Below are 26,736 nucleotides of genomic sequence, written 5' to 3'. Positions count from 1 at the left end.
GGAAGGCCTTTTTATTTTGGTCAAATTCAAGTAAATGCCTTAGTTATTGTCACCTCAGGACATACTTTCTGGAGAATTTTAAAAAAAGACAAACCTCCAAAAAGAAGTTTGTCTTCAGTCTGAAACCGGAATAAAAATATTCCGGTTTTTTTGTTATAGACAGCTGAATTTTATGAACAAGGTGTTTTCTGAGAGAATGAAAGAGAGAGTGAGTAAAAGCAGAAAATCCTTCTTGCTAATAACACTAATTATTAGTAAAATAAAAAGACATACTTGGCACAGAAAGGGAGTTGTATGGGTGAGTTAGATAAAAATCCTGCAGTCAAGGCCATGGTTGTTTTTCGAAAGGCGATGCGGACAATTGATGCCCAAGTTGCTCCGAGTTATAAAGATAACGGCCTGACACCGACACAGTTTGCAGTTTTGGATGTTTTGTATGCCAAAGGAGAAATGACAATCAGCCGCTTGATTTCTTCTATACTGGCAACGTCCGGCAATATGACGGTCGTTATCAAAAATATGGAACGCAATGGCTGGATTTACCGTAAGCCTGATCCAAAGGACAGGCGCGCGTGGGTTGTTGGCCTGACTGAGGATGGCAGGCAGCTGATTCAGAAGGCTCTGCCTGAACATATTGCTCTGGTAGAAAGATCCTTTTCGGTCATGAGCCAGGAGGAACAGTTGATTTTAATTGATCTGCTGAAAAAATTTAAAAATCTCTAAGAAAAGCAGCCGCTATGAAGCGGATAATTGTTCTTCATTACTACTATTTAGTGATAAATTGAGCTTTATAGAAATTCTGTGTCAAAGAAAATTCTATTCATTGTCGCTTCGTGTAAACTGCCCTTAGCAAAGAATACAGAAACAGTGCTGAAAGCAGTGTCTTGAAAGGCTTTGTAAAGTTTGTGAAATAAATAATTAAGAACACAGAAAAACCATTGTTTTAGGCGTAGAAAGCGGTTAAAATTCTTGCAGTTTGTGAAATTTTAGTCTATGATAGAAGAGTAAGAAAGAAATTTGGAGGTTATTATGGTGACTTTGTCTAAAGAGCAATATTTGGATATGTTTCTAAAAATGCAGCGCATCCGCGATGTTGATATGAAACTTAATAAACTTGTACGCCGCGGTTTTGTCCAAGGGATGACTCACTTTTCAGTCGGAGAAGAGGCTGCTTCGGTCGGCGCTATTGCCGATCTGACAGATCAGGATATTATCTTTTCCAATCACCGCGGACATGGTCAGACGATTGCCAAAGGAATTGATATTCCTTCGCTTTTTGCAGAGCTGGCCGGCAAGGCAACAGGCTCTTCTAAAGGCCGCGGAGGTTCAATGCACTTAGCCAACCTTGAAAAAGGCAACTACGGAACTAATGGGATTGTCGGCGGCGGCTATGCTTTGGCAGTCGGTGCAGCCTTGACCCAGCAGTATGAAGAAACAGGCAATATCGTGATTGCCTTTTCAGGTGATTCTGCAACCAATGAAGGTTCCTTTCATGAATCTGTCAATCTGGCTTCAGTCTGGAATCTGCCGGTGATTTTCTTTATCATCAATAACCGTTACGGAATCTCAACTGATATTAATTATTCCACTAAGATTCCCCACCTTTACCTGCGTGCAGATGCTTATGGTATTCCGGGCTATTATGTTGAAGACGGAAACGACGTTATTGCTGTTTATGAAAAGATGCACGAAGTAATCGATTATGTTCGGGCAGGAAACGGTCCGGCTATCGTTGAAGTTGAGTCTTACCGCTGGTTCGGGCACTCGACAGCTGATGCCGGTGCTTACCGTACCAAAGAAGAAGTGGACGCTTGGAAGGCTAAGGATCCTCTGAAAAAATACCGTACTTATCTGACAGACAATAAAATTGCTACCGATGAAGAGCTCGATGCCATTGAGGCAGAGGTCGCTGAAGAAATTGAAGAAGCTGTTAAGTTTGCCCAAGACAGCCCGGATCCGGATCTTTCAGTTGCTTTTGAAGATGTCTGGGTAGATTAAGCGATCTTGTCAAAAACAGTCTGAGAACTGTAGCAGTTGATAGGCAGGGCAGTGTTTTTGCCCCTTTTGCTCTGTAGTTGGAAAAGAGCAGTTTATGTTTTGATAGAGGAGAGAATTTAAATGACTGAAACAAAAGTAATGGCTTTGCGCGAAGCGATTAACCTTGCCATGAGCGAGGAGATGCGCAAAGACGATAAAATTTTTCTGATGGGAGAAGATGTCGGTGTTTATGGCGGGGACTTCGGTACTTCTGTCGGTATGCTGGCTGAGTTTGGAGAAAAGCGTGTTAAAGACACCCCGATTTCAGAAGCTGCGATTGCAGGCTCCGCGGTCGGTGCGGCCCAGACAGGTCTTCGCCCTATTGTAGATTTGACCTTCATGGATTTTATCACGATTGCTATGGATGCCATTGTCAATCAAGGGGCTAAGGCCAATTATATGTTTGGCGGCGGTCTGAAAACGCCTGTCACTTTCCGTGTGGCTTCAGGATCAGGAATCGGATCAGCAGCTCAGCACTCACAGTCTCTGGAAGCTTGGCTGACACATATTCCGGGAATCAAAGTAGTTGCACCGGGAACAGTCGATGACAGCAAAGCTTTGTTAAAATCTTCTATTCGCGATAATAATATCGTTATTTTCATGGAGCCCAAGGCGCTTTACGGAAAGAAAGAAGAGGTTAATCTGGATCCTGATTTCTACATTCCGCTTGGCAAGGGAGATATAAAACGTGAAGGAAGCGATGTTACCATTGTATCTTACGGCCGTATGCTGGAACGCGTACTCAAGGCAGCAGAAGAGGTTGCAGCTGAAGGAATCAGTGTTGAAGTAGTAGATCCCAGAACGTTAATTCCGCTTGATAAAGATTTGATTATTAATTCTGTCAAAAAGACCGGTAAAGTTATCTTGGTCAACGATGCTTATAAGACAGGCGGTTTTATTGGCGAAATTGCAACTGTCATTACTGAAAGCGAAGCCTTTGACTATCTGGATGCACCAATTGTCCGCCTTGCTTCAGAAGATGTGCCGGTTCCGTATTCCAATGTTCTTGAAAATGCGATTTTACCGGATGTAGAAAAAATTAAGACAGCTATTTACAAGCAGGTTCGCAAAGGCAGAGGCTGATAATAATATGATTCAGAAAAGAAGAATAAGAGCAGGTGACTGCCTTATTCTTGTCTAAATGCCAAAATCTGTTTGACTGTCGGGAGTGATTCAGTTCACTGCCGGCACTAATTATAAGACTGCCGCAATGCTTTACCTGAATAAGACGCAGAAGTCTTGAAATTGCGCAGTTTATACATGTAAAAGCAATAAAATAAGAATTGGAACAGCTCTGTCCCAATCTCGATTTTATAAAGGAAGGGAAAGAAATGGCAGTTGAAATCATTATGCCAAAGCTCGGTGTTGACATGCAGGAAGGCGAAATCATCGAGTGGAAAAAACAAGAAGGCGATGAGGTCAAAGAAGGAGATATCCTTCTTGAAATCATGTCTGATAAGACAAATATGGAAATCGAAGCGGAAGACTCAGGCGTATTGGTAAAAATCGTCAAAGGCAACGGCGAAGTCGTTCCGGTAACAGAAGTCATCGGTTACATCGGTGCAGCCGGTGAAGTGGTTGATGTTAAGGAGGCAGCGGCTCAGCCGGCTTCGTCTCAAACGGCAGAACAAGCTGCAGATAAGCCGGCTTTAAGCCGACCGGCTGCTTCTCAAAGCGCTACAAAAGTGCGGGCCACTCCCGCAGCGCGCAGAGCTGCGCGTGAGCTGAAAGTTGATCTCAGCCAAGTTTCAGGCACAGGTGCAAATGGCCGTGTTCATGAAGACGATGTTGAAGACTTTAAGGCTGCCCAGCCTAAGGCAACACCGCTGGCTCGTAAAATAGCTGAAGACAAGGGAATAGATCTTGCTGACATAACAGCGACCGGCTTTGGCGGGAAGATCGTCAAGGAAGATGTTCTGGCCGTTCTTGAAAGCAGTCAGCCAGCCCAAGAGAAGACTGAGGTTCCTGCGGCTCCAGCTGCAGCTGAGCTGCCGGAAGGTGTTGAAATTATTAAGATGTCAGCCATGCGCAAAGCAGTTGCTAAAAGTATGGTTAATTCTTATCTGACGGCACCGACTTTCACCCTCAATTATGATATTGATATGACAGAAATGATTGCTCTGCGGAAAAAACTGATTGAGCCTATCATGGAAAAAACCGGTTTGAAAGTCAGCTTTACGGATCTCATCGGTATGGCAGTTGTTAAAACGCTGATGAAACCTGAACACCGTTATCTCAATGCTTCTTTGATTAACGATGCGACAGAAATTGAACTGCACAAATTTGTCAATCTGGGTATTGCAGTCGGTCTTGATGAGGGACTTCTTGTGCCGGTTGTTCACGGGGCTGATCAGATGAGCCTGTCAGACTTCGTTGTGGCATCAAAGGATATCATCAAAAAAGCACAGACCGGCAAACTAAAAGCGGCTGAAATGTCCGGTTCAACATTCTCAATCACAAACTTAGGAATGTTTGGCACCAAGACCTTCAATCCGATTATCAATCAGCCGAACTCAGCCATTCTGGGTGTCGGTGCAACGGTTCCAACGCCGACAGTTGTTGACGGTGAAATTGCTGTGCGGCCGATTATGGCTATGTGCTTGACTATTGACCACCGCCTTGTTGATGGCATGAACGGGGCCAAGTTCATGGTTGATCTTAAAAAATTGATGGAAAATCCATTTGAGCTGCTTATCTAATAGTTGTAAAATGGTAAGTACAAACAGGTAAACGATCTTATTATAGAGTTTAAAAGGAGAAAAAAATGGCACTTGAAATCATTATGCCAAAGCTCGGTGTTGACATGCAGGAAGGTGAAATCATCGAGTGGAAAAAACAAGAAGGGGATGAGGTCAAAGAAGGAGATATCCTTCTTGAAATCATGTCTGATAAGACAAATATGGAAATCGAAGCGGAAGACTCAGGCGTATTGGTAAAAATCGTCAAAGGCAACGGCGAAGTCGTTCCGGTAACAGAAGTCATCGGCTACATCGGTGCAGCCGGTGAAGTGGTTGAAACGGGTGCAGCTCCGGCAGCTTCTGCCGATGATCTAAAGGCAGCCGGTCTTGAAGTTCCTGAGGCACCGGCCGAACAAGCAGTTGCCCAAAGGGCACCGCTGGCTGATGATGAGTATGATATTATTGTTGTCGGCGGCGGCCCTGCCGGTTATTATGCAGCTATTCGGGGTGCACAGCTGGGAGGCAAGGTGGCCATCGTCGAAAAATCAGAATTTGGCGGCGTTTGCCTGAATAAGGGATGTATCCCAACTAAGACTTATCTGAAGAATGCTGAAATTCTTGATGGTATTAAGATTGCAGCCGGCCGCGGTATCAATTTTGCCTCCACCAACTATACTATCGATATGGATAAGACTGTGGATTTCAAAAACACAGTTGTCAAAACCTTAACCAGCGGAGTTAATGGTTTGCTGAGAGCTAATAAAGTTGCTATTTTCAACGGTCTTGGACAAGTTAATCCGGATAAAACAGTGACAATCGGTTCTGAAACGATCAAAGGCCATAATATTATTTTAGCAACCGGCTCTAAAGTGTCGCGCATCAATATTCCGGGCATTGATTCACCGCTTGTTTTGACTTCAGATGATATTCTTGATCTGCGTGAAATTCCTAAGTCTCTGGCTGTTATGGGCGGCGGTGTTGTCGGTATTGAGCTTGGACTTGTCTGGGCATCATACGGTGTTGACGTTACCGTTATTGAAATGGCTGACCGCATTATTCCTGCTATGGATAAGGAAGTTTCTCTTGAGCTGCAAAAGATTTTGGCTAAGAAGGGCATGACCATTAAAACATCTGTCGGTGTGGAAGAAATTGTTGAAGCCAATAACCAACTGACGCTGAAACTAAATAACGGCGAAGAAGTTGTGGCTGAAAAAGCGCTGCTTTCAATCGGACGTGTACCGCAAATGAAGGGCCTTGAAAAGCTTGATCTGGAAATGGAACGCGGACGCATTAAAGTGGATGACTACCAAGAAACGTCTATTCCTGGAATCTATGCTCCCGGAGATGTTAACGGCACTAAGATGCTGGCCCACGCCGCTTACCGCATGGGAGAAGTAGCTGCTGAAAATGCCCTGCACGGCAACACTCGCAAGGCCAATCTTGCCTTTACACCAGCAGCAGTTTATACTCATCCAGAGGTAGCTATGTGCGGTATTACCGAAGAAGATGCGCGGGCTAAATATGGTGATGTGCTGATTGGGAAATCAAGCTTTGCAGGTAACGGCCGTGCTATCGCATCAAACGAAGCTCAGGGATTTGTTAAGGTCATTGCCGATGCTAAATACCATGAAATTCTCGGCGTTCACATCATTGGTCCGGCTGCAGCAGAATTGATTAACGAAGCATCAACCATCATGGAAAATGAGCTGACAGTTGATGAAGTGGTTCAGTCCATCCATGGCCATCCGACCTTCTCAGAAAACATGTATGAAGCCTTTGCCGATGTTTTGGGCGAAGCCGTTCACAATCCGCCCAAGCGCCGCTGATTATTGAGACATTTAAATGATATCTGATGGGGATAGATGAAATAGAAGTTAGTCTAGTACAGCTATCCCCTTTTAAATAATTTTTGGGAGAAACAATGAAGTATATTGTCAGTCATTCGAATAACCCGGCTTTTAATATTGCTTTAGAGGCCTATGCTTTTAGGGAAATGCTGGATGAAGATGAAATTTTCATTCTTTGGATTAATGAGCCGACGATTGTTATCGGCAAGCATCAGAATGCTATCGAAGAGATTAACAAGGAATACACCGATGCTCACGGCATTCATGTTGTTCGCCGTTTATCGGGCGGCGGAGCTGTCTATCATGACCTTAACAATCTCAATTATACGATTATTTCAAATAAGGCAGATGAGGGAGCTTTTGATTTCAAGACTTTTTCAAAACCTGTTATTGATACTCTGGCCAAATTAGGGGTAAAAGCTGAATTTACCGGCCGCAATGACCTTGAAATTGACGGGAAAAAATTCTGCGGCAACGCTCAGGCTTATTACAAAGGGCGAATGATGCACCATGGCTGCCTGATGTTTGATGTTGATACGTCTGTTTTAGCAGATGCCCTTAAAGTAAGCAAGGATAAGATTGAATCTAAAGGCATCAAATCTGTCCGAGCTCGGGTGACAAATATTAATGATGAGCTGCCTCAGAAAATGGATGTGCTGGCTTTCCGCGATGCCCTTCTTGAACAAGTTAAAGAAGAAAATCCGGATATGACAGAGTATGAATTTTCAGAAGCTGAGCTGGAGCGCATCAGGGAGTCTGAAAAAGAGCAGTTCGGCAACTGGGATTGGATTTACGGGGCAGCGCCGGAATATACGATTAAGCGCAGTGTCCGCTATCCTGCCGGAAAAATTACCGCCTATGCCAATGTTGAGAAATCTTTGATTAAATCTATTAAAATTTACGGAGATTTCTTTGGTATCGGTGATGTCTCAGATATTGAAAAGCTCCTAGTAGGCAGCCGCTATGAGTATAAAGATGTCTTAGAGAGGCTCAAAACGATTGATATCAGCAAATACTTCAGCCGCATGACAACGGAAGAAGTTGCCAAAGCGATTGTGGCTTAATTGAGCAGTCTTTTTAGAGATATGGTGACTATACAGCCTCAGCAGTTTTAATAACAGTTAAAAAGAGAGCGAAACAATAATTGTTTCGCTCTCTTTTACGATTAGATGGTGTTCTTGTCTCAGTCAATAAGCAGCAGATTTTCCTTAGTTTCAAAAGGATTCTTTTCATTGATATGGTCATAAAACATGATACCGTTGGTGTGATCAATTTCATGCTGCACGACAATTGAGTTAAAGCCTTTGAGCTTAATTTTCTGTTTGTTGCCGTCTTTATCATAATACTCAATAGTCACACGGGAATGGCGGATTACGTAGCCTTCGACGACCCGGTCAACTGACAGGCAGCCTTCGCCGTCAGCCAGAGCAGCATCCTGAACAGAGTGGGCGATAACCCGAGGGTTATACATGACCTCTTCCAAGGCGTAAGCTTCTTTGGGAGGATTTCCGTCCTTGTCTTCAGGGTTGGGAACGAGAACTGCGATAATGCGTTTTGAAATATCCAACTGGGGGGCTGCCAAGCCGACACCGCCGCGCAGCCCCATTTTTTCAGCAGTTGCAGGATCTTGTGAGTTTTTCAGAAACTGCAGCATTTTTTCACCCAGAATAATGTCCTCATCGGCTAAAGGGAAAGTAACATCTTGGGCAACAGCGCGAAGAGTTGGATTGCCTTCGCGGATAATATCATCCATATCAATCAAATGACTGGCTCGAGTGAGTTTTTCTATAGTAGACATTCTTTTCTCCTTGTTCTTACAATAAGTTAAATATAGCACAAAATACGGGATAAATAAAGTTAGAAGAATTCCTTTATTCCTTGATTTGCCACCGGCTCAGCTGCTTAGAATCAACAATATGATAATAAGGTTTTTGCCTGCGGATCAGTCCTAAGGCAATAAATTCTCCAATGACACGCAGCAAATGGCGGTAGCTGACACCGAATGAATCTGCCAGAGTGCTCAATTCCAAGCAAAACCTGCCATCTTTTTGGACAGCTAAAATGTGACTGGCCAGACGTTCCTTAACGGTATAGGAAAGGTTGGTTGAAGCACGGATATTCTGCTGATAGAGAGCCTGAGCCAGACCCTGACCCAATTTCAAAAGAAAAAGCGGATCTTTAAGCAGCGTGTCCTTATTAGCTTCAAGCGGCAGCTGAATGACCCAGGACTGCTCAAGAGCGATAACAGAAGACACGGTCTGCTGGTCTGTTAAAAATTCAATATCACCGATAATGGTGGGCTTATCCTGAATATCTAAGATATGCTCTTTGCCGTTAAAGAGACGGCGAACAATTTTGATTTTTCCTTGGACAAAATAGGATAGGGCCTGCAAGTCTTGCCCCTGCTGGCAGATGCTTTGCCCGGCAGAAAACGATTTGACCTGCAGCTTTTCAAAATAATGGGCAGGAAAAATATTTTCCAGCTGGAACTCTTGAATCCAATCGGTTAAGGCTTTCACGCTTTGTTCTCCCTATTTATGACATATGTCATATTTTTCTTTGCTAAGTTTGATTATACTCTATTTACAAGAAAAAACAAGTTTAAGGAGTTTTCATGAAACACTTTTTGGAAAAGGCCAGCCTTTTATCACTGTCTTTAATGCTGGTGTCGACTTTTGCGGTCGCCCCCGCCCTGCCTAAAATGGTGGCTTTTTACCAAGAGCAAGGGTACAGCAGCGCCCAAGTCGAGCTGCTTTTATCCGTATCATCTTTTGCTATCTTAGCAACTCTGCTGCTAAACCCTTGGCTGGGCCGCCTGCTGTCAGAGCGTTTGAGTGTTATTTTAGGGCTGTCGCTTCTTTCTCTGGGAGGTATTTTACCGGTTTTTGTTCAGGTTTATGGAGTCGTCTTTCTGTCCCGTCTGCTTTTGGGATTTGGAATCGGCTTGATCAATGCGCGTGCCATTAATATTATCAGTGAACGGTTTTCGGGGAAAACGCGCGTGCAAATGCTGGGACTCAGAGGTTCCATGGAAGTTTTGGGATCAGCAGTTCTGACCTTTTTAGCCGGTCAGCTGCTGGAGTATTCGTGGTCAGCTGCCTTTTTGGTTTATGGTTTTGGCCTGCTCATTTTAGCTTTATATCTCTTGTTTGTCCCGCAGAGAGAGGAAGAGAAAGAAACAACAGTCATCAGGAAAGATCACAAGGACAGCTTGACACCGCATCAGCTGCTCTATATTTTAGGAATGGCTTTTTATGCCAGCTTTGTCATTTTGGTGAATTCCGCCAATACCCTGCGTATTCCGATTTTGGTTGATAAGCTGCATTTAGGAACAGCTGCCCAAGCCAGTTTGATTTTAAGTTTGATGATGCTGATGGGAATTTTAGCGGGGACTCTGTTTAGTTTTTTGCTCAGTTGGCTCAAAGATTATTTGATGCCTTTGGTGCTTTTCGTGTTAGGAGTGGGTCTCTTGCTGCTTTGGCAGGCTCAGCAGTTATGGCTTTTGGGGCTTGGGGCCTTGATTACCGGTTTTGTTTACAGTTTAGGCGTGACCTTGGTGTTCCATAAAATTTCAGAACGCATTCCTCGCCATCAGCTGACAGCAGCAACTACACTGGTGCTGATTGGCTGCAACCTTGGCGGAGGCTGTGCTTCGCTTGTTCTGCAGTTCTTGGCGCAAATCAGTCCGCGTTTGAATGCTGCCTTTTTAATCTTTGCTGTTTCAAGTTTTGCTTTGGGCTTTGTCCTTCTGGCATATAACAAAGTTTGGTCTAGACGCTCCGGAAACTGATTCCGGGGCTTTTTAGCAGGCTTCGAAAAGAGCAAAATAAAAATTTTTAAAAAATTTGAGAAAAAATTCACAAAAAAGCTTGCTTTTTTTCCTGAAAAGGATTACAATAACAAGTGAAGAAAATCACAAAAGGTATCTTTCTTCTTTATTACTATTTACCAACTATTATTTATTTGGGAGGAATTGTCGAATGGCAAAAAAAGCAAACACAGAAGAGCTGACTGCTGAAGAAGCTGCACAGCAGTACACAAACTCACTCGTTGAAAAAGCGCTTGAAGCTGAAAAAATTTATGCGACTTATACACAAGAAAAGGTGGATAAAATAGTTGCTGCCATGGCACTTGCCGGTTCTGAAGCGTCCTTAGAATTAGCCAAAGAAGCTTATGAAGAAACCGGCCGCGGAATTGTCGAAGATAAAGATACTAAAAATCACTTTGCAACAGAATATGTTTATGAACGCATTAAAAATGAAAAGACTGTTGGGATTATCGGTGAAGACAAAGTTGCCGGCAGTATTCAAATTGCAGCACCGCTTGGTGTTTTGGCCGGTATTGTACCAACAACCAATCCAACATCAACTACAATGTTCAAAATTCTGGTGGCATTGAAAACACGTAACGCTATCGTGTTTGCTTTCCACCCGGCAGCACAAAAATGTTCTGCTCATGCTGCTCAAATCTTGTACGATGCAGCAGTTAAAGCCGGAGCTCCTGAAAATATTGTTCAATGGATTGAAACACCATCTATCGCAAATACAGGTGCTTTGATTTCTAATAAAGGCATTGCTTCAATCCTTGCTACCGGCGGACCTGGTATGGTTAATGCAGCCCTTAAATCCGGTAACCCGTCAATGGGTGTTGGTGCCGGTAACGGTGCGGTTTACGTTGATGCGACTGCTCACCTTGACCGTGCAGTTGAAGACCTTCTGCTGTCAAAACGTTTTGACAACGGTATGATTTGTGCGACTGAAAACTCAGCTGTTGTTGAAGCACCAATCTACAAGGAATGGCTTCAAAAAATGCAGGACAAAGGAGCTTATCTGGTTCCGAAAAAAGACTATAAGAAATTTGAAGATTTTGTTTTCAATGATAACCACGGAGTTAACGGACCGGTTGCCGGAATGTCCGCTCAGTGGATCTGTGAGCAAGCCGGTGTGAAACTGCCGGAAGGCAAAGATGTTCTCTTGTTCGAACTTGACAAGAAAAATATCGGTGAAAAGCTGTCTTCAGAAAAACTTTCTCCGCTCCTTTCAGTTTACAAAGCTAAAGACCGTCAAGACGGTATTGACATTGTAGGCGCTTTGCTTGATTATCAAGGAGCCGGTCACAACTGTGCTATCCAAATTGGTTCACAAGCTGACCCATTCGTTGCTGAATACGGCGATGCCCTTAACTCATCTCGTATCTTGGTTAACCAACCAGACTCAGTCGGTGGTATTGGTGATGTGTATACAGATGCATTGCAAGCCAGCTTAACACTTGGAACAGGATCATGGGGGAAAAATTCATTGTCACACAATCTATCTACTGGCGACCTCTTGAACGTGAAAACTGTTGCGAAACGCCGCAACCGTCCTCAATGGATTCGTTTGCCAGAAAAAACTTACTACGAAAAGAACGCTATTTCTTACCTGCAAGATGCCTATGAACCAATGACACGCGCCCTCATCGTTGCTGACCCAGGTATGGTTCAATTTGGCTTCGTTGATACGGTTTATGCACAATTAGCACTTCGTGATGAAAAAGTGGTGACATCACTTTACGGCACTATCAAACCAGATCCAACGCTTGGTCAAACCATTGAAATTGCTAAACAAATGCGTGACTTCAAGCCTGATACCGTTATTGCTATCGGTGGTGGTTCCGCTATTGATGCCTCTAAGATTGCCCGCTTGATCTACGAAGTGTCTCTTGACCGCGAAGAAGGCTGGCTTGATGCTTACGAAAATGTCAGTGAATTCTTCCTTGAATTGCAACAAAAATTCATTGATATCCGTAAACGTATCGTGAAATTCAAACACCAAACAGCAACTCGTCTCTTCTGTATTCCAACAACATCAGGTACAGGTGCAGAAGTAACGCCGTTCGCCGTTATCACGGATGACTTCACACACGTGAAATACCCGCTTGCTGACTATGAATTAACACCGCAAGTCGCTATCGTTGACCCAGAGTTTGTTATGACTGTGCCAAAACGTACAGCAGCTTGGTCAGGTCTTGACGCATTATCACACGCCCTTGAATCTTATGTATCTGTTATGGCATCTGACTTCACACGTCCTTGGTCACTTGAAGCTATCAAGTTGATTATCGAAAACTTGGAAGATGCTTACAACTATGATCCTAAGAATCCAACGCTTCGCGGTGAACAAGCCAAAGAAAACATGCACTATGCTTCAACGCTTGCTGGTATGGCCTTCGGTAATGCCTTCCTCGGAATTAACCACTCACTGGCTCACAAGACTGGTGGTGAATTCGGACTTCCGCACGGTCTTGCTATCTCAATCGCTATGCAGCACGTTATCCGTTACAATGGCGTAGCAGGAAATGTCAAACGTTCTGTTTACCCACGTTATGAAGAATACCGTGCACAGCGTGACTACGCTGATATCGCTCGCGCTCTTGGTCTTAAAGGCAAAGATGATGCAGAACTTGTCGAAGCACTCTGCGCACGCATTGATAAATTGATGCACGCAGTAGGCGTTGAGCCAAAACTCTCAGCAAACGGTGTCACTAAGAAAGCCTTTGAGGCAGCTGTTGACCGCTTGGCAAGCTTGGCATACGATGATCAATGTACACCGGCTAACCCACGTCAGCCATACATTGCAGAACTCAAACAACTCTTGATTGATATGTTCTAATCAATTTTGATACCTCTAATTTAATCCCGGCCAACCTGTACTTAATGTATGGGTTGGCTGTTTTTTCTTGGAAATCATGAAAGATGTTTGACTTGATGTGGTGAATTTGCTAGAATAATAACTGTCTTAAAGACAAGTAACCTTTTCTTGGTTCTAGGACTTGCCAAAACCTAGCACTCGGATTAAGGATTCAGAAGGAGAATATACTATGGCAATCTCAAAAGAGAAAAAAAATGAAATTATCGCTCAGTATGCTCGTCATGAAGGCGATACTGGTTCTGTAGAAGTGCAAGTTGCTGTCCTTACTTGGGAAATCAACCACCTCAACGAACACATTAAACAGCATAAAAAAGACCATGCTACTTACCGTGGTTTGATGAAGAAAATCGGTCACCGTCGTAACCTCTTGGCTTACCTTCGCCGTACAGATGTTAACCGTTACCGTGATCTTATCAGCTCACTCGGACTTCGCCGTTAATCTAAAGGCGTCCGAAAACATTTTAAAAAGCAGCCCGCTGAAAAATTAGTTTCAGCGGGCTGCTTTTGTTATCCTACATTAAACTGCCAGTGAGTCAAGTGACTGCACCGTAAGGCAATCTTGCAAAGGAAGAGGGCAAACGAATTTCCGCTCCAAACCAATAAAAAGCCATTTCTCCTCTTTTTCTTTTCTTGGAAAATATGTTAAAATAGACGAGATACGTGGTTTTGTGCAAAGTTGAAGCAGTAAGTTCGGCCTGGTTTCAAGGCTGATTACAAGGCGGCCGAGTGATTTAAGCGGCAGGCTTTGTCAGCTTCGGGAAATAAAACAGCCTGCTGACCGTTTAACTGGACTTACTCCCTCAATTTTGTGGAAAACACGTAGAATAATTTTTCAGGAGAAAATAATGTCGAAACAAGTGTTTGAAACAGTCTTTGCTGGTAAAAAGTTAGTGGTTGAAATCGGTCAGGTTGCTAAACAAGCCAACGGCGCTGCTGTTATCCGTTATGGGAATTCAACGGTCCTTACAGCTGCTGTTATGTCTAAAAAAATGTCAACAGGGGACTTTTTCCCGCTGCAAGTCAACTATGAAGAAAAAATGTATGCGGCTGGGAAAATTCCCGGCGGTTTTAACAAGCGAGAAGGCCGTCCGTCAACGGATGCAACCTTAACCGCCCGTCTTATTGACCGTCCAATCCGTCCGATGTTTGCTGAAGGCTTCCGCAATGAAATTCAGGTGATTAATACTGTTCTTTCTTACGACGAAGATGCTAGCGCGCCAATGGCAGCTATGTTTGGGTCTTCATTGGCTCTTTCAATCTCGGATATTCCTTTTAATGGACCAATTGCCGGAGTTCAGGTAGCTTACATTGATGGTGAATACATCATCAATCCGACCGCTGCTCAAAAAGAAGCGTCACTGTTAGAATTAACAGTAGCAGGAACCAAGGAAGCCATCAATATGGTTGAATCCGGTGCCAAAGAATTATCAGAAGATATTATGCTGGAAGCTCTTCTTAAAGGGCATGAGGCTGTGCGTGAGCTGATTGCTTTCCAAGAAGAAATCACAGCGGCAGTCGGCAAGGAAAACGCTGAGGTTGAACTGCTTCAGGTGGACAGTGATTTACAGGCAGAAATCATTGCCAACTATAACACAGAACTCCAGCAGGCTGTTCAGGTCGAAGAGAAAAAAGCGCGTGAAGCAGCCACAGAAGCTGTCAAAGAGCGTGTAACGGCTGAATACGAGGGGCGCTATGCAGACGATGACGACTACGACCGCATCATGCGTGACGTTGCAGAGATTCTCGAGCAGATGGAACATGCAGAAGTGCGCCGCCTCATCACCGAAGACAAGGTTCGTCCTGACGGCCGGCGTGTGGATGAAATTCGTCCGCTCGATGCCGAAATTGATTTTCTGCCGCAGGTGCACGGTTCAGGTCTTTTCACACGCGGTCAGACTCAGGCTCTGTCCGTCTTGACACTGGCACCGATGGGTGAAACACAAATTGTTGACGGTCTTGATCCGGAGTATAAGAAGCGCTTTATGCACCATTACAATTTCCCGCAGTATTCTGTCGGTGAAACGGGACGCTATGGCGCACCGGGCCGCCGTGAAATCGGACACGGGGCTCTGGGTGAGCGTGCGCTTGCCCAAGTGCTTCCAAGCCTCGAAGAATTCCCTTACGCTATTCGTTTGGTAGCAGAAGTTTTGGAGTCAAACGGATCATCCTCTCAAGCTTCTATCTGCGCGGGAACTCTGGCCTTGATGGCTGGTGGTGTTCCGATTAAGGCACCGGTTGCCGGAATTGCTATGGGGCTTATTTCAGACGGTACTAACTATACTGTCTTGACAGATATTCAAGGTCTTGAGGATCACTTTGGCGATATGGACTTCAAGGTTGCCGGAACCCGTGAAGGGATTACCGCTTTGCAGATGGATATCAAGATTGCCGGCATTACCCCGCAAATTTTGCAGGAAGCTCTGGCGCAGGCTAAAAAAGCTCGCTTTGAGATCCTTGATTTAATTGAAGCAACCATTCCTGAACCTCGTCCGGAATTGGCTCCGACTGCACCTAAAATTGATACTATTAAGATTGATGTTGATAAAATTAAGATTGTCATCGGCAAGGGCGGTGAAACAATTGATAAAATCATTGAAGAAACCGGCGTGAAAATTGACATTGACGACGAAGGCAATGTCGCTATCTACTCCAGTGATCAAGACGCGATCAATCGTGCTAAGGAAATTATCAAGAACTTAGTGCGTGAAGCAAAGGTCGGTGAGGTTTACGAAGCAAAGGTTGTTCGTATCGAAAAATTCGGTGCCTTTGTCAATCTGTTTGACCAGACAGATGCTCTTGTTCACATTTCTGAGATTGCCTGGAGCCGGACCAATAAGGTCGAAGATGTATTGGCGATAGGAGATACGGTCACTGTTAAGGTTATCAAGATAGATGACAAGGGACGGGTAGATGCTTCTATGAAAGCTCTTCTTCCGCGGCCGCCTAAAGCAGAAAAAACCGCCGGGCACCATAAGTCTGAAGGGCATCACCGTCCGAGAAAAGACCATAAGGATAAAGAAGAAAAACATGATGCATAAATTTAACAAAGAACTTGATATGGCTTTAAGAAGCTTTATCAAGGAACCGGATAATTTTTTAAACAGCTTAACTCTGGTCAACAGTCTTCATTCCTTCCCTGTATTGGCAAGCGATCAGCCCTATGCTATCTCGCTTGAAGGGCAGAAGGTGACACCTGTTTTTACAGATATGGAAGATTTAAAACTCTTCAGAGCGCAGCAGACCAGTGCCAGAAAACAAAACTGGGTGGAGCGTCCGAGTCTGGAAGTTTTAGAAGAAGTTATTGTCAACCGTTTAAACGGTATTGTCTATAACATTAAGCGCACAGGCGATTTTGGCAATTCTACCATCTTCAAAAGCAATGAGATGGTACAGTTTATCAATAACTATACGGCCATTCTTAATACGGTCTTTAGTGAAGAAAACCAAGCAGCAGATATTTTGGATAAATATTATCTGGTGCCGGCCTTTATTCACCCTAAAGAAAACGGAGACTTTGATAAGGGCTTTCCGACCATGTCCAATCCTGACGGAGAAAGCTATGTGCCGATTTTTTCTAACCTGCCGAGCTTTGTTAAATGGTACCACGACAAGGAATTCGGTCTTCCCTTCAGGGAAGCACAGGGAGTTGTCATGACTTGGAAGGTAGCTGATATTCAGGATTCAAACACCGAGGCAGCAGCTCTGGGTGTGGTCATTAATCCATTTGATGATAAGCAGATTGTTGTCGAATGGTCTGGCATGGATTAGAGACAAAGGAGACGGATATGGGTTGGTGGAAAGAAACCATTGATATTGTCAAAGAAAAAGATCCGGCGGCACGGACATCGCTTGAGGTTCTTTTGACCTACCCGGGTGTTAAGGCCTTAGCTGCTCACCGGCTCTCTCATTTTCTGTGGAAACATCATATGAAGTTACTGGCACGGATGCACAGCCAGTTTTGGCGCTTTTGGACGCAGATTGAGATTCACCCAGGGGCAGAAGTGGCTGAGGGTGTCTTTATTGACCACGGTTCAGGTCTGGTCATTGGTGAAACGGCTGTTGTTGAAAAAGGCGTTATGCTCTATCACGGGGTGACCCTTGGCGGCACGGGTAAGGATGTCGGCAAACGCCATCCAACGGTCCGCGAGGGAGCTCTTATATCGGCTCATGCTCAAGTGATCGGTCCGGTTGAAATCGGCAAAAATGCGAAGGTAGGCGCTGCTGCCGTTGTTGTTTCTGATGTGCCGTCAGATGTAACAGTTGTCGGCGTTCCGGCTAAGGTCGTCCGCGTACATGGCAAAAAAGACGAGCAGGTTATTCATCAAATTGAAGAAGAGCGTGAGTCTAAATACTACACTTCTAAACTGGAAGAACTGCGCGAGGCCAGTCTGCACTCATCACGCTTATAGGAATAGGGCTTTCATAAATCTGAAGACAGAAAGATTTACAAGGAGTTAAAAGATGACTGCATTTTTAAAGAAAAATCGGCTGTATGTATTGGTTATTATCCTGTCTGCGATAGTTGCTGTGATGCAGCTCTTTTCAGGCAATCACTCAGGTGCACTGCTGTGGAGCTGTATTACCTTTGTGTGGATAATTATGCTTTACAGTAATATAAAAAACACTCCGAAGAAATGATTGGGGAATCTATGATTAAAATTTACGATACCATGACGCGCAGCCTGCGCGAATTTGTGCCTATTCATAAGAACACAGTAAACATGTATGTCTGCGGTCCGACAGTTTATAACTATATTCATATCGGCAATGCCAGAAGTGCAGTGGCTTTTGATACCATTCGCCGCTATTTTGAATACCGCGGTTACACGGTCAACTATGTGTCGAATTTTACAGATGTGGATGATAAAATTATCAAGGCAGCTGCACAAGCCGGCATGACAACCAAAGAACTGTCTGATAAATTTATTGCGGCTTTCAAGGAAGATGTTGCGGCTCTTGGTGTTAAACCAGCGACGGCAAATCCGCGTGTTATTGATTATATGGATGAAATCATCGACTTTGTTCAGGTTTTAGTAGATAAAGGTTTTGCCTATGAAGCAGCAGGAGACGTCTATTTTCGGGTTCGCAAGTCTGAGCATTATGCAGCTCTGGCCAATAAGACCTTAGAGGAATTGGAAATCGGCGCCAGCGGCCGCGTGGATACTGACAGTGAACTGAAGGAAGATCCGCTGGATTTTGCCCTTTGGAAGTCAGCCAAAGCAGGAGAAGTTTCTTGGGACAGTCCTTGGGGCAAGGGCCGTCCGGGCTGGCATATCGAGTGTTCAGTAATGGCAACAGCGATTTTAGGCGATACCATTGATATTCACGGAGGCGGTGCTGATCTGGAATTTCCCCACCATACCAATGAAATTGCCCAGTCAGAAGCTAAGACAGGACAGCCCTTTGCCAACTACTGGATGCATAATGGCTTTGTCAATGTAAATGATGAAAAAATGTCCAAATCTCTTGGCAATTTTGTGACGGTCCATGATCTTCTAAAGACTGTAGATGGCCAGGTTTTGCGTTTCTTTTTGGCAACGCAGCACTATCGTAAGCCAATCAATTTTACTGACAAGGCTGTTCATGATGCCGAAACTAATTTGAAATATCTGAAAAACACCTATACCCTGCCTGTCGGAGGAACTGCTGATCAAGCTGCTTTGGAGCAGTTTACCACAGACTTTACTGCCGCTATGGATGATGATTTCAACACAGCCAATGGGATCACTGTCATTTTTGAGATGGCTAAGTGGATCAATTCAGGCAATTACGACAGCACAGTCAAGGAAGCTTTTGCAAAAATGCTGGAAGTTTTTGGTATTATCTTTGAAGAAGAAGTCTTGGACGCAGATATTGAAAAGCTGATTAAAGAACGTCAGGCTGCGCGTGCCAATAAAGATTTTGCTACAGCTGACCGCATTCGCGATGAGCTGGCAGCCCAAGGCATTAAGCTCCTTGACACCAAGGATGGTGTGAGGTGGACACGTGACTAAGACAGATGTCAGTCTCATCAACGGTATTGCCTTAGCATTTGAGGGTGATGCTGTCTATTCGACCTACATTCGCCGGCACTTGATATTTCAAGGCCAAACTAAGCCCAGTCAACTGCACCGCCTGGCTACGCATTATGTATCTGCCAAGGCACAGGCCATGCTCATCACGAAAATGCTGGATGCAGGGCTTTTGACCGAAAAAGAAGAAGACATTTACCGGCGCGGACGAAATGCCAACGCCAACACCAAAGCTAAAAATACCGATATCATAACCTATAAGATGTCCACAGGCTTTGAAGCTGTCATGGGTTACCTCCATATGACCGAGCAAATCAAACGGCTGGAAGAGCTGATTGACTGGTGTATTGAGACAGTTGAAAAAAATAAGTGCAAAAACTAAAGCTTTGTACTGACTTAAAAAAGCTTGCGTTCAGATTTGAATACAGGAGACTAAATAGCCATTTGCTCAGCTCCGCCATTTGTTTGCTTAACTTGCAGCGGCTGCAAAAGCTAATCTGCTGTGAATAAAAACAGTTCTCACCGGAGAGCTGTTTTTCTGTTATAATAGAGCTATGAAACAAAAACAAGAAGTAACCGACATCGTCTACGGTGTTCACGCAGTGACTGAAAGTCTTAAGGCTAATACCGGCAATAAGCTTTACATTCAGGATGACCTGCGCGGAAAGAATGTTGATAGAATCAAGACTTTAGCAGCCGAAAAGAAAGTATCAATCTCTTGGACGCCCAAGAAAACACTGTCAGAGATGACAGACGGTGCCGTCCACCAGGGTTTTGTTCTGCGCGTTTCCGAGTTTGCCTACGCTGAGCTTGATGCTGTTTTGAAAAGAGCAGAGCAAGAAGACAATCCGCTTATCCTTATCTTGGACGGACTGACAGACCCTCATAATTTCGGCTCTATTCTGCGAACAGCCGACGCAACCAATGTCTGTGGGGTCGTTATCCCCAAACATCGGGCAGTCGGTGTGACACCAGTCGTTGCCAAGACATCGACCGGTGCAGCGGAACATGTGCCTATTGCCCGTGTAACCAATCTCAGCCGAACCCTTGATAAGCTTAAAGAACAGGGATTTTGGATTTTTGGCACCGATATGAATGGTACGCCGTCGCATAAGTGGAATACGGCAGGCAAACTGGCGCTTATTATTGGCAATGAAGGTAAAGGCATTTCTCAAAACATCAAAAAACAAGTAGATGAGATGGTTACTATCCCTATGAATGGCCATGTGCAGAGTCTCAACGCCAGTGTTGCAGCGGCCATTTTGATGTATGAAGTCTTTAGAAATCGTTTGTAGGTTTTGAGCAGTTGAGCTGCTCTTTTCGCCTGCTGCAAATTCTTTTGCTATAATAGCTGGTAATAATTTAAAAAATGAGTTTAATGATGAATGATAAGTTTTAGGAGGTTAAGCATGAGCTTTGCAATTATCACAGATTCTACCGCCGATTTATCGGAAAGCTGGGCTCAGGAAAATGATGTTCAGATTCTGGGTTTGACAGTTCAGCTGGACGATGTTACTTATGAGACAGTGGGACCCGACCGCCTGACCAGTGAAATTTTGCTGGAAAGAATGGCAGCAGGCAGCAAACCAACAACCAGTCAGGTTAATGTGGGACAGTTTGAATCAGTCTTTCGTCAATCAGCTGAAAAAGGAGAAGCCGTGCTTTACGTGGCTTTTTCATCGGTCTTATCAGGAACCTGTCAGTCGGCACTGATGGCGCGTGATATTGTTTTGGAAGAATACCCAGAAGCCGTTATCGAAGTGGTTGACACCTTGGCAGCAGCCGGCGGTGAAGGCTATTTAGTGATGCTGGCTGCTCAGGCACGGGATCAAGGGCGTTCACTGCAAGAGACCAAACAGCTCGTGCTTGATACGGCGCCGCTTTTGCATACTTTCTTTTTAGTCGATGATCTCTACCATTTGATGCGCGGCGGCCGATTGTCTAAAACATCTGCTCTTGTCGGAAGTCTTGTCAATATTAAGCCTTTATTATGGCTGAATCCCAGCGGGAAGTTAGTACCGCTGGCAAAACTGCGCGGCCGCAAAAAGGGCATGAGAGAAATGGTCAAACGAGCAACCGCTGACCTTGGACATGAAACGGCAGTTGTCGCCTATTCTACTGATATTGAAGCTGCAGAGAGTTTAAAAGCACAGCTGTTGGAAAATGAAACCATAAAAAACGTCCTGATACTGCCTTTAGGGCCTGTTATTTCAGCCCATGTCGGTCCGAACACATTAGCCGTCTTTACCATTGGAAATAATCCGAGATAGCAGCAACAGCAGACAAGCAAAGTATATTTGCTTGTCTTTTTGCATGTTATTTCAGATAAAATGTAAAATATACTTGACAAAAAGAAAATTAAAGACTACAATATAGGTGTAAAAAGAAAAGGAGGAAAAACTCATGATTACCTTAATTACACTGCTTTTTATCGCTGTAGTCGTTGCTTCTTTGGTTTTAAGTTATAGACGTTCCCAAAAAGCGCAGGATTATGATGAACGTCAAGAGCTTCTGCAAAACAGAGGCTATCGTTATGCAGCATACGGTATGATATTGACAAGTGCCTTTGCTGTAATCTGGAGCGAGGAACTTATGAAAGTCATCACTGGGGGCCTGCTGGCTTTGCTTATTATGCTGGTTGGTATTGTGATCTATGTTTCTTATGCTGTTTTGCATGACGCTTATTTTCCGATGAATAAGAATAGCGGTATGGCGTCGGTCGGATTGTTTAGCGTCATGGCAATTATTGAGTTAATCGTGGTTGTAAAAAATATGCTGAGTCGCACCTTTTCAGCAGCAAATGGCGGTATGCATCTTTTGCTTCTCGTTGCCTTTGTCATTATTTTAGGTGTTATATGTTATAAGAGGCACTTGGACAAAGAGGAGGCTGATTCATGAAAAACCTGCGCTTAAAGGCTGCGCGTGCCGGAAAGGATCTGTCTCAGCAAGCATTAGCGGATCTGGTAGGCGTATCGCGTCAGACTGTGTCAGCCATCGAAAAAGGAGATTACAATCCCACTATCAATCTCTGCATTAAGATATGCAAGGTACTGGGAAAGACCTTGGATGAGCTTTTTTGGGAAGAGTAAAAATTGCTGTACCTGATAAAATGTTGCTGGTTCAGAAGTCAGAAAGAACGGCTTCCCCGGAGGAGCACAGAGGCTTTGCCGGATAAAGACGGACAGAGCAGCCTGACAGAGACTGCAGTTGATGATTTCGAAGATAAAAACTTATGATTTACAAGAAAAAGTCCTTGACTTTGAGGTTGATTTTTTGATATTATATAAGACGGTATTGTTTACCCCATTTGAAAGGCCCCGGAACCCTTCAAATAACCAGTGGACCGGAACATCCACTACTTGTAAACATAAAGATTCGTATAGGAGAAATCATGAACAAAACAACATTTATGGCTAAACCAGGCCAAGTTGAACGTAAATGGTACGTTGTTGATGCTACTGATGTGCCTCTTGGACGTCTTTCAGCAGTCGTTGCCAGCGTTCTTCGCGGAAAAAATAAACCAACTTTCACACCTCACACTGACACAGGTGACTTTGTTATCGTTGTTAATGCTGAAAAAGTGAAATTAACAGGTAAAAAAGCAACTGATAAAATCTACTACACTCACTCAATGTATCCAGGCGGATTGAAACAAATCTCAGCAGGTGAACTGCGTGCTAAAAATGCTGTTCGTTTGATTGAAAAATCAGTTAAAGGAATGCTTCCGCACAACACTCTTGGACGCGCACAAGGTATGAAATTGAAAGTATTCGTAGGCAGTGAGCACACACATGCTGCACAGCAGCCAGAAGTACTTGATATTACAGGTCTTATCTAAGAGGAAAGGAGAGCTAAATAATGGCACAAGCACAATATGCAGGTACTGGACGCCGTAAAAACGCTGTTGCACGCGTTCGCTTGGTTCCAGGTACCGGAAAAATCACAGTAAATAAAAAAGATGTCGAAGAATACATCCCACGCGCTGACCTTCGTCTCGTTATCAACCAACCATTTGCAGTAACATCTACTGAAGGTTCATACGATGTTTTCGTTAACGTTATCGGCGGCGGTTATGCCGGCCAATCAGGTGCAATCCGTCATGGTATCGCACGCGCACTTCTTGAAGTTGATCCAGATTTCCGCGATTCTCTCAAACGCGCCGGTCTCCTGACACGTGACGCCCGTATGGTTGAACGTAAGAAACCAGGTCTTAAGAAAGCACGTAAAGCTTCACAATTCTCAAAACGTTAATCAGTACGATTATATCAACGTTTCAAAGCACTTCATGGTTCACACCATGGGGTGTTTTTTTGATACTTTTTAGCAAAATTCACACCACTTTTCACACCAAATTCACACCATTACTTTTTAAGATTGCGATAGGCGATTTCTCCAACAGCCATAGGAACAATATTAGAAGTATTGACATAAGTTTTTGTTGTGAGAGTGTCGCTATGTGTCAGAGCTTCTGAAATGGCTTCTAGTGATGTTCCTGCTTGCTTGGCAAGAGTTGCACCAGTATGGCGTAACTTGTGTGGTGTGGCGTGTGTAAGCTTCTTATGACGACGGTTAACTGACTTCATCTTATTGTTAAGATAGTCAGAATGTAATAGACTATTTACATTGCCTTTCATGTCGATATACGTAAAGACATATTGTTCATCAGATTGGATAATGCCAAATTTGGCTAGTTCAGCTTTTTGTTGCTTTTTCCAAGATTGAAGTAAGTCAGCTAATTCAACAGGAATTTGAAAGGTAGTTTTCTTATTCCCCTTTGTAGACTTAGGATTTTTGTATTTATCCAAGGCTTGCACTAATTGAATTTCTTGCTTCTTAGTGTTGATATGTTTCCATTGAAGGGCATAACTTTCAGATTTCCTATCTCCTAAGAAAAAAGTTGTGTAGAATAATACATAGTCCTTGAATAGGAGTTTATCGTTTTCCAAGTCTTCCTCAAACGCTGTAAACCATGCTTGAAGCTCTGCCTGTGATAGATACAAATTTTCATCATTTTTAGCTTCTTCTAACTTGATTTTCTTAGTTGCCTTGATATGGCTTATGGTTTTGGAAAGACGGTTAGTTTCGATATATTCCAATTCCTCAGCCCAATCAAAAACAGAGTTAACGTAGCTTCTGATGACTTTGAAGTTGGCATATTCTTCTGCTTTTTGGGTTAATAGGTTCAAAACAACTTGTCTATTTTGATTGAGAAAATCAATAGAATAATTTCCAAGTAAAGGCAGGATATGCTTTCTAAAGACAATTTCAGTACCATCAATAGTAGCTTGTGAAGGTGGTTTTGTAGTAGATGTTGTTTGACCTGCTTTATAGGATTCCCACCAAATATTGTGATAAAAATCTTCAAAGAGAATTGAACCATTTGTTTCTAAAGGGGTAGATTCTCCGCTTAAAATTTTATCAATCTTGTTTTGCAAATCAAGTTCGTATTTTTTAGCCTCACTCCTTAATTTGAAACGTTTTTCAATCACTTTTTTATCAATTCCAAGAGAAGATTTTACTTCTTCTGGGATGTAGACACGTAAGCGATAAGTTCCATTTTTGGTTTTGGTAATTGACATAGTATTCTCCTCTTGAATTGAGCTAGAAAATACCGTGGCTCTATTATATCAAATCACGGTCAAAATATTATTGCTTTTGTAACCAGCGAATAACTTCGTTCCTATCAAAACGTACGGTTTTGTTAACACGAATTACTGGTAACCCCATTTGAATCCAGGAATCAAGGGTATTATTGGAGATGCCTAGAAATTGACAGGTTTGTCGTTTGTTTAAAAACGGGCTTACAATATTAATATTATTTAATCTAATTTCGACTTCTTGTTTAATTAAATCAGCTACTAAAAGTTGAATTTGATGAATTTGCTCATCAGGTAGTATGACTTGCATATTATTTACCTCTTGTCTCTTGCTTTAGGTTTTGAGATAATAGCAACAACAGAAATAGTTGTTGACTATTTTTGTGAATGTTTTGGGTTATCATTATTGGCTTGGTCGTTGGTATTGATAACCTTTTTTATGAATTCTATTTTTTATTATGGTATCCGTTTTTAATTTTATATGTTGTAATCTGCTCCATGAACCGATCGTTTCATGAAGTTGAAAACATACAATATTGTTATTTTAAAATAATCATAATTTTTCCCTATGGACATCTTATAAGTTACCTTTTCTGGACTAAATCCACGGTTTTTTTGTGCCTTTAAGCTCGTGTTGATACTTATTAAACCAACTCAAATGGTCTTTATTTGGCTTGAATGTATTTGTGTAAATCCGGTAAAAGTATTCTAGTAATTTTGGGGAGCTTCTCTGTCCATAGATTTGGTCAACTTTCCACAAGATTGCTAACAAGCCAGAGCCTTTTATAAGATATTGAATACTTTTTTCTAAGCTATTATCGGTGATTTTTGGTGTAGTAAAAGAAAATATACCATTTTCAAGTTGTTCTAACATTAACTTTGATATTTTATGAATCCTGTTAGATTTAGTATAGAAAAATAGATATTTATCAAGGATAGCTGATAGCATAATATTTTTGGCCTCGTTATCTGATTGACAATCAAGGAGAGCTGAGGTTAGCTGGTGTGCAAATGTTGATTTAAACTCAACTTCAAATCGAATCCAACTCTCTACCTTTTTATTTATATTGTGTTCTTGCAATTCTCTTTTTTTATCATAAATACGTACTAGAGCCTTACTGTTGTTAGAACGAGATCCGAGATAGATTGTCTCTGTCTTAAAATCCTTTGAAATATCATTAATTTGGGAAATGTTTTTAGGATATGGCTTTTTCAGGTTATCTTCTTCAATATGTTGAATACTTATTTTGTCGGAGTTTTTGTATTTTCCGTACCTAAGTTCTGTCCGTCCGCTTTCTAGGGAACGCTTTAGCTTTGAGATATTGATTTTTTCGTTGATAAAATCAACACAAATATCTATTCGACTCAATCTTGTAGTGAGAGAAGAAAATTGTAGCTCTTGTAATAAAGTGTGGACATTAATAGATTTGCCAAACTTTTCTTGAAAGGCTTGTTGATAGTTATCCCATGCTTTAGCTGAGAAATATATGATGATCCCCATTTGAGGATTGTCAGGATGATATGCAATTGATAACTGAAAAGTCGCATTGTCTATATTGAGACCGAGTGTATATCCTGGACGTAATTTTACGTTTTCATCGCTAAAATCATATAACTCAGAAAGTTTTGATAAAGACATAATTGTTTTAATATCTTTTTGAGCACGCTCTTGCCAAGATATATTTCCGTGCTTAGAATTATTATCAAATACAACTAAAGTAACTTGATCAACGGTTATGTTTATCATAAGTATCTCCTTATATTATATTTAGTGCAGTTAGCTACTGCCAAAGCCCAAGTGATACACTTGGAATAAGCCACTGTGGATTAGTTAATCTTCTCCAATCGCTTGACGATTTCGAAAAGGCTCTAACCAC

The 26,736-nt window shown here is 42.9% G+C and carries 25 protein-coding genes and 2 pseudogenes; 22 read left to right on the top strand and 5 right to left on the bottom strand.

The genetic code is table 11. The annotated features are described in order from the left end of the window. Positions 1–294 precede the first annotated feature (294 nt). From AC4HAF_RS09650 to lplA, 7 genes and pseudogenes are all read left to right on the top strand, one after another. Positions 295–723 (top strand): MarR family winged helix-turn-helix transcriptional regulator, encoded by a 429-nt coding sequence (locus AC4HAF_RS09650; RefSeq protein WP_491097587.1) that lies wholly within the window; start codon positions 295–297, stop codon positions 721–723. 306 nt (positions 724–1,029) lie between these two features. Continuing rightward, entirely contained in the window at positions 1,030–1,998 is a 969-nt protein-coding gene (locus AC4HAF_RS09645; protein WP_491097586.1) for a thiamine pyrophosphate-dependent dehydrogenase E1 component subunit alpha, read from the top strand. Positions 1,999–2,118: 120 nt separating this feature from the next. Then, positions 2,119–3,120, top strand: coding sequence for an alpha-ketoacid dehydrogenase subunit beta (locus AC4HAF_RS09640; protein WP_491097585.1), 1,002 nt, complete (start codon positions 2,119–2,121; stop codon positions 3,118–3,120). A gap of 248 nt (positions 3,121–3,368) precedes the next feature. Further along, a pseudogene (locus AC4HAF_RS09635) lies at positions 3,369–3,621 on the top strand (biotin/lipoyl-containing protein); the annotation flags it as partial. A 98-nt stretch (positions 3,622–3,719) separates the two neighbouring features. Next, positions 3,720–4,736, top strand: a pseudogene (locus AC4HAF_RS09630) (dihydrolipoamide acetyltransferase); the annotation flags it as partial. Positions 4,737–4,801: 65 nt separating this feature from the next. Next, entirely contained in the window at positions 4,802–6,541 is a 1,740-nt protein-coding gene (gene lpdA / locus AC4HAF_RS09625) for a dihydrolipoyl dehydrogenase (protein WP_491097584.1), read from the top strand. A 95-nt stretch (positions 6,542–6,636) separates the two neighbouring features. Continuing rightward, positions 6,637–7,626 (top strand): lipoate--protein ligase, encoded by a 990-nt coding sequence (gene lplA / locus AC4HAF_RS09620; protein WP_491097583.1) that lies wholly within the window; start codon positions 6,637–6,639, stop codon positions 7,624–7,626. A gap of 119 nt (positions 7,627–7,745) precedes the next feature. On the opposite strand, the gene def is transcribed toward lplA, so the two are convergent. Together def and AC4HAF_RS09610 are read right to left on the bottom strand one after the other, a co-directional pair. Beyond that, a complete protein-coding gene (gene def, locus AC4HAF_RS09615; protein ID WP_491097582.1) occupies positions 7,746–8,360 on the bottom strand; it encodes a peptide deformylase in 615 nt (204 codons plus the stop codon). Positions 8,361–8,433: 73 nt separating this feature from the next. After that, positions 8,434–9,081, bottom strand: a complete 648-nt coding sequence (locus tag AC4HAF_RS09610) for a cyclic nucleotide-binding domain-containing protein (protein ID WP_491097581.1) — start codon at positions 9,079–9,081, stop codon at positions 8,434–8,436. Between the two features lie 95 nt (positions 9,082–9,176). Here AC4HAF_RS09610 and AC4HAF_RS09605 point away from each other — a divergent pair, with 95 nt between their 5' ends. The 15 genes from AC4HAF_RS09605 to rpsI all read left to right on the top strand — a co-directional run bounded on the left by AC4HAF_RS09605 (position 9,177) and on the right by rpsI (position 23,513). Next, entirely contained in the window at positions 9,177–10,352 is a 1,176-nt protein-coding gene (locus tag AC4HAF_RS09605; protein ID WP_491097580.1) for an MFS transporter, read from the top strand. A 190-nt stretch (positions 10,353–10,542) separates the two neighbouring features. Beyond that, the gene (gene adhE / locus AC4HAF_RS09600; protein ID WP_491097579.1) at positions 10,543–13,212 is read left to right on the top strand and encodes a bifunctional acetaldehyde-CoA/alcohol dehydrogenase; all 2,670 of its coding nucleotides are present in this window, start codon (positions 10,543–10,545) and stop codon (positions 13,210–13,212) included. Positions 13,213–13,420: 208 nt separating this feature from the next. Further along, on the top strand, positions 13,421–13,690 hold the full coding sequence (rpsO, locus tag AC4HAF_RS09595) for a 30S ribosomal protein S15 (RefSeq protein ID WP_003090378.1): 270 nt from the start codon (positions 13,421–13,423) through the stop codon (positions 13,688–13,690). Positions 13,691–14,096: 406 nt separating this feature from the next. Further along, complete coding sequence (gene pnp, locus AC4HAF_RS09590; RefSeq protein ID WP_491097578.1) at positions 14,097–16,289, top strand: polyribonucleotide nucleotidyltransferase; 2,193 nt, start codon at positions 14,097–14,099, stop codon at positions 16,287–16,289. Then, positions 16,279–17,019: an SseB family protein gene (locus AC4HAF_RS09585; protein ID WP_491097577.1), complete on the top strand. Its 741-nt coding sequence runs from the start codon at positions 16,279–16,281 to the stop codon at positions 17,017–17,019. The genes pnp and AC4HAF_RS09585 overlap by 11 nt, the downstream gene beginning before the upstream one ends. A 17-nt stretch (positions 17,020–17,036) precedes the next feature. After that, positions 17,037–17,660 carry a serine O-acetyltransferase gene (cysE, locus tag AC4HAF_RS09580; RefSeq protein ID WP_491097576.1) on the top strand — a complete coding sequence of 208 codons (624 nt, stop codon included), beginning with the start codon at positions 17,037–17,039 and terminating at the stop codon, positions 17,658–17,660. 52 nt (positions 17,661–17,712) lie between these two features. Then, a complete protein-coding gene (locus AC4HAF_RS09575) occupies positions 17,713–17,889 on the top strand; it encodes a hypothetical protein (protein WP_491097575.1) in 177 nt (58 codons plus the stop codon). An 11-nt stretch (positions 17,890–17,900) separates the two neighbouring features. Then, on the top strand, positions 17,901–19,244 hold the full coding sequence (gene cysS, locus AC4HAF_RS09570; protein WP_491097574.1) for a cysteine--tRNA ligase: 1,344 nt from the start codon (positions 17,901–17,903) through the stop codon (positions 19,242–19,244). After that, positions 19,237–19,644 (top strand): Mini-ribonuclease 3, encoded by a 408-nt coding sequence (locus AC4HAF_RS09565; RefSeq protein ID WP_491097573.1) that lies wholly within the window; start codon positions 19,237–19,239, stop codon positions 19,642–19,644. Before cysS ends, AC4HAF_RS09565 begins: the two co-directional genes overlap by 8 nt. Before the next feature lie 172 nt (positions 19,645–19,816). Then, positions 19,817–20,557, top strand: a complete 741-nt coding sequence (gene rlmB, locus AC4HAF_RS09560) for a 23S rRNA (guanosine(2251)-2'-O)-methyltransferase RlmB (RefSeq protein WP_491097572.1) — start codon at positions 19,817–19,819, stop codon at positions 20,555–20,557. Positions 20,558–20,671: 114 nt separating this feature from the next. Further along, the gene (locus tag AC4HAF_RS09555; RefSeq protein WP_491097571.1) at positions 20,672–21,532 is read left to right on the top strand and encodes a DegV family protein; all 861 of its coding nucleotides are present in this window, start codon (positions 20,672–20,674) and stop codon (positions 21,530–21,532) included. Between the two features lie 133 nt (positions 21,533–21,665). After that, positions 21,666–22,160: a hypothetical protein gene (locus AC4HAF_RS09550; protein ID WP_491097570.1), complete on the top strand. Its 495-nt coding sequence runs from the start codon at positions 21,666–21,668 to the stop codon at positions 22,158–22,160. Beyond that, a complete protein-coding gene (locus tag AC4HAF_RS09545; RefSeq protein WP_491092189.1) occupies positions 22,157–22,351 on the top strand; it encodes a helix-turn-helix transcriptional regulator in 195 nt (64 codons plus the stop codon). Before AC4HAF_RS09550 ends, AC4HAF_RS09545 begins: the two co-directional genes overlap by 4 nt. A 302-nt stretch (positions 22,352–22,653) precedes the next feature. Further along, positions 22,654–23,100 (top strand): 50S ribosomal protein L13, encoded by a 447-nt coding sequence (gene rplM / locus AC4HAF_RS09540; RefSeq protein WP_491092188.1) that lies wholly within the window; start codon positions 22,654–22,656, stop codon positions 23,098–23,100. A 20-nt stretch (positions 23,101–23,120) separates the two neighbouring features. After that, positions 23,121–23,513 (top strand): 30S ribosomal protein S9, encoded by a 393-nt coding sequence (gene rpsI / locus AC4HAF_RS09535; RefSeq protein WP_491092187.1) that lies wholly within the window; start codon positions 23,121–23,123, stop codon positions 23,511–23,513. A 110-nt stretch (positions 23,514–23,623) separates the two neighbouring features. On the opposite strand, the gene AC4HAF_RS09530 is transcribed toward rpsI, so the two are convergent. From AC4HAF_RS09530 to AC4HAF_RS09520, 3 genes are all read right to left on the bottom strand, one after another. After that, positions 23,624–24,841, bottom strand: a complete 1,218-nt coding sequence (locus tag AC4HAF_RS09530; RefSeq protein WP_491097569.1) for a site-specific integrase — start codon at positions 24,839–24,841, stop codon at positions 23,624–23,626. Between the two features lie 67 nt (positions 24,842–24,908). Further along, the gene (locus AC4HAF_RS09525; RefSeq protein ID WP_491092185.1) at positions 24,909–25,169 is read right to left on the bottom strand and encodes a helix-turn-helix domain-containing protein; all 261 of its coding nucleotides are present in this window, start codon (positions 25,167–25,169) and stop codon (positions 24,909–24,911) included. Between the two features lie 288 nt (positions 25,170–25,457). Next, positions 25,458–26,606 carry a replication initiation factor domain-containing protein gene (locus AC4HAF_RS09520; RefSeq protein WP_491097568.1) on the bottom strand — a complete coding sequence of 383 codons (1,149 nt, stop codon included), beginning with the start codon at positions 26,604–26,606 and terminating at the stop codon, positions 25,458–25,460. Positions 26,607–26,736: the final 130 nt, after the last annotated feature.

The sequence above is a fragment of the Streptococcus sp. ELY_90 genome (genome assembly GCF_058314475.1).
The sequence above is the reverse complement of the archived record's forward strand: the minus strand, read 5'-3'. Positions and strand labels throughout refer to the sequence as shown.